This is a genomic window from Allobosea sp. (assembly GCF_017308075.1).
Taxonomy (GTDB): domain Bacteria; phylum Pseudomonadota; class Alphaproteobacteria; order Rhizobiales; family Beijerinckiaceae; genus Allobosea.
In genome coordinates this window covers 1-3,277 of the sequence record NZ_JAFKFX010000002.1, presented here as the reverse complement: position 1 = coordinate 3,277, position 3,277 = coordinate 1, and the positions used below count along the sequence as shown (strand labels likewise).

The window sequence follows — 3,277 nt, the reverse complement described above, 5'->3', positions numbered from 1 at the left end:
GGGATGCCTGCGCCACGCTCACTCCGCGGTCCTTGATCAGGCGGACCGCCTCGATCTTGAACTCACGCCCAAACTGTCTTCGCTGCATATGCCACCTCCCGCTTCATGAAACACCCAATCTCGGTGTCCACGAAACCGGCAGCAGGCCAGTAGATGGAGAACCGCAGATGGCGAAGAACTGCAAAACCCTCTCTTGAAGAGTTTGGACGATATCAAATTAGATAGCGGATCCTGCACTTTGCCAGATCCGGGATCTGGCGGGCAGTTCGCCTTCGCACTCACGCGCCCCCGTATCCTCTACGAGCCCGCCCTAGTGAGGTTCAGAAGCTGTTCGAGGAAGTCTGCTTGTTCCTATTTCCGCCATTGCAGAAGGCCGAAATCACCGATTGGAGCAGCCCAAAGCTGCCGGAGGTTTCAGACTACTTCGCAGATGGAATGGAGTGGTGGGGAGTGTTCCTTTTCACCATCTACCTCCCCGATTTGAAACGCCTCACTGTGATCGCCGCCTCGGCTACAGACTGAAGCCCGCTCTCGAGACGTTGAGCCGCACGATTGCGCTTACCGCATCCGCGGGAGGCGAGCTGGCTCGATACCTACGTGAACGAGCTAATCGACTTCCCCGGCACCCGCCATGACGATCAGCCAGTGCGGCCGGCAGCAAAGGGCTGCTGCGTGCGCCATGCGCACTTTGCCGGGTCGGCGCGAGGCCTCGGGTCAATCGGTCATCGCCCGCAGGGCGCGCCGAGCCCGGCCGAGGGGTCGCAGCAGGCGCAAGGCGAGCATCTGCGTCGCGATCCTCCGCCCTGCCTCCCGTGTCACCGGCTTGCCGGAAATCGAGCGCAGCGTGGCGAGGGCACCCTCATAGTCGCCGACCTTGCGTTGCGCCTGCGCGAAGCACAGCTGGATCGCACCGACGTCCGGAGCAAGCTCCGCCGCGCGACGCCAGGCCAGGAGTGCCTCGTCGTGTCGCCGCAGCCGAGAGAGCAGAGAGCCGCGAAAATGCCAGCCGAGTTCGGCGTTCGGCGCCATCTCGGTAGCCTTCCGCGCGAGCGCCAGGGCTGCCTCGCCTCGCCCGGATTTGAACGCCGCATCGGCAAGCGTCATCAGATAGTGGAGCGAGTGCTTGCGCAGCACCCGCGCGCGGCGGCCGAATGCGGCGCCATCCACCGGCCCTGCGACAATTCCGAGGACGAGTTCGGACAGCAGCCCGCATTCCGACAGATAGGCCGCCGCCGCATGGCCGGCATAGGGCAATGTCAGGTGCTCCGCCGCCATCTCGGCCGCGATCAGTTCGGCATGGAGACGTTCCGCCTTCATCAGCGGATCGTAGACGATCAGAGCGGGTACGCCGGCCGGGAGCGGCCCCGACAGCTCCGCCAGCCAGGGCGTCCGACGATGGCCGGCCCAACGCTTCTCGAATGGGGCCTTGCGCGGATCGAGACTGTATTGCGGGGAGAGCGCCAAGGCAGCCGTGGCGCCGACATGGTCCGCGAAACGCAGGGCGGCATAAGCGCCCATGCTCGAACCATAGGTGACGATCCGGGAGAAGCCGCAGGCCGCCTCGCGCACCCGCGTGGTCGCCTCGCGCCAGTCGGGCTCGTGGTACCAGCGGTTGCGGGCATTCACGACATGGATCGCCGAAACGCCGTGCTCGGCGAAGAAGCGCTCGCCGAAGGCATCGCGATCGAGATCGGTCGTGTCGGTATAGGAATCGAAGGTCACGACGCAGCTCGCACCGCCGCGATCGGCAAGCTTCACCAACAGGTTGGGCGAGCTGTAGATCAGCGAGGGCGATGCCGGCCTCTCCGGCCCGCGTCCATGCGGGCCGGCGGAGGTCGCGAGCGGAAGGCCAGTCGACGGCGACATCTGAGCCGGTCACCAACGCGGCATGTCGGGTGCCGAGGCCGGCATCGTCATTCGCAATCCAGCTTCTCGATCGACGGCATGCCGGCGAAACGCACTCTCGAATAATAGGTGACCGAACAGCGCCGCGTTCCCGGCTGCAGTTCGCGGACCAGCCAAACCGAGGTCCCGGCATAGCCGCAGGTGATCCAGATCCGCCGGTCCGAAGCGGCGCCGAAGCGCCAGGTCGAGACCGTGCGGTCCTTCACCTTTCGGGAGATATCGGGCGTCAGAGAAGCCTGCTCCTCGGGCGGGCCGTCGAAAAATGCCAACCTGTTCAGCCGATGCGGCACGGGGTCGCGCAGGACGGTCCAGTCCGGCAGCGACACGGTCAATTGCTGGGCGACCTCCACCTCGGAAGGACATTGCGGGGTGGCTGCCGCCTCGCCAGCGACCAGGCTCGCAAACCCCGCGACAATCAGGATCCGGCGCATCAGCGAATGCCGGTCACCATTCGATCGCCGAAAATGCATTGCCATCATTGCTCAAGTCAGCCTTTTTCCGGAACCCAACGAATCGCGCGGACCCTAGCTTCTCCCCGCGCCTTCCATTGGTCCAGAACCCGGGTTCCTGTGTGTCAGAAACGTGCGAGGATTTGAGTGGGCGGGAAAAATCAGGCTAAAAAACGCAGTGTTTTCAACGCTACGGCAAGAGATTGGATCGTGCAGGAACCTTTGAAATTGCGAAATAGGCATTTTACGGGCGAAACGGCCCGCCGGCGCAATATGCCTTGATAACTCAGCGCACCAACCCTGAGATTAATCGAGCTTGCACGCAGCAATTATGAAATCTGCCCATCAGTGGAGCCGATACAAAAAAAGGCCGTCGCTTTTGCGACGGCCTCCCCAGCGCCAATGACGAAGTCAGGCAATCGAGCGATGCCGCGATCTGAGCGCTTTGCTCCTTCGGGACCTTCGAAGAAACATCGCCTGAAAAATGCGGAGGTGCTTCGCAACCCAGGCTATCGCAGGAATCCAGCTTTCGCGCCCTGAAGGCGTGAAACCATCCAACTCAGCCAGAATGCGAATTCGTTCGCTTTCTCTCACTACGGCAACGTCAGCAAGGCCCGCAAGGAGGTGGCTTCGATCAAGAAAAAGACTGTACCGACGCGGACTTCGGCCCCGGACGCACTCGATACTTAGCCTCAGCGCGTTGCTGGAAACTGTCAAAACCACCATCAACGTGCGTGTACTGTTCCACAACGAGGCTTGTCTGCCGTCAGCGCCCTTTGGCCTGCCCCCTGAAAAGTGGCCCTCCCTGAAGTAGGCTTTCGAGCCTTGGAGGATGCCCATTATGCCGCAGAAGAAGCACAAGCCTGAAGAGATCGTCGCGAAGCTGCGCCAGGTCGACGTGCTGTTGTCCCAGGGGCGCCCGG

The 3,277-nt window shown here is 62.6% G+C and carries 3 protein-coding genes; 1 reads left to right on the top strand and 2 read right to left on the bottom strand.

Annotated features, from left to right (window positions below; all coding sequences use genetic code 11):
• Positions 1 to 345 precede the first annotated feature (345 nt).
• Entirely contained in the window at positions 346 to 522 is a 177-nt protein-coding gene (locus J0J10_RS00035) for a hypothetical protein (RefSeq protein ID WP_291644245.1), read from the top strand.
• 192 nt (positions 523 to 714) lie between these two features.
• Here J0J10_RS00035 and J0J10_RS00030 read toward each other — a convergent pair whose 3' ends face one another.
• On the bottom strand, positions 715 to 1,866 hold the full coding sequence (locus J0J10_RS00030; protein WP_291644244.1) for a tetratricopeptide repeat protein: 1,152 nt from the start codon (positions 1,864 to 1,866) through the stop codon (positions 715 to 717).
• A gap of 47 nt (positions 1,867 to 1,913) precedes the next feature.
• Entirely contained in the window at positions 1,914 to 2,336 is a 423-nt protein-coding gene (locus tag J0J10_RS00025; RefSeq protein WP_291635485.1) for an STY0301 family protein, read from the bottom strand.
• Positions 2,337 to 3,277 lie beyond the last annotated feature (941 nt).

Excerpts from the sequence above, each read along its gene's own strand:
- J0J10_RS00030 (WP_291644244.1), bottom strand. The coding sequence starts at position 1,866 with ATGTCGCCGTCGACTGGCCTTCCGCTCGCGACCTCCGCCGGCCCGCAT.
- J0J10_RS00025 (WP_291635485.1), bottom strand. The coding sequence starts at position 2,336 with ATGCGCCGGATCCTGATTGTCGCGGGGTTTGCGAGCCTGGTCGCTGGC.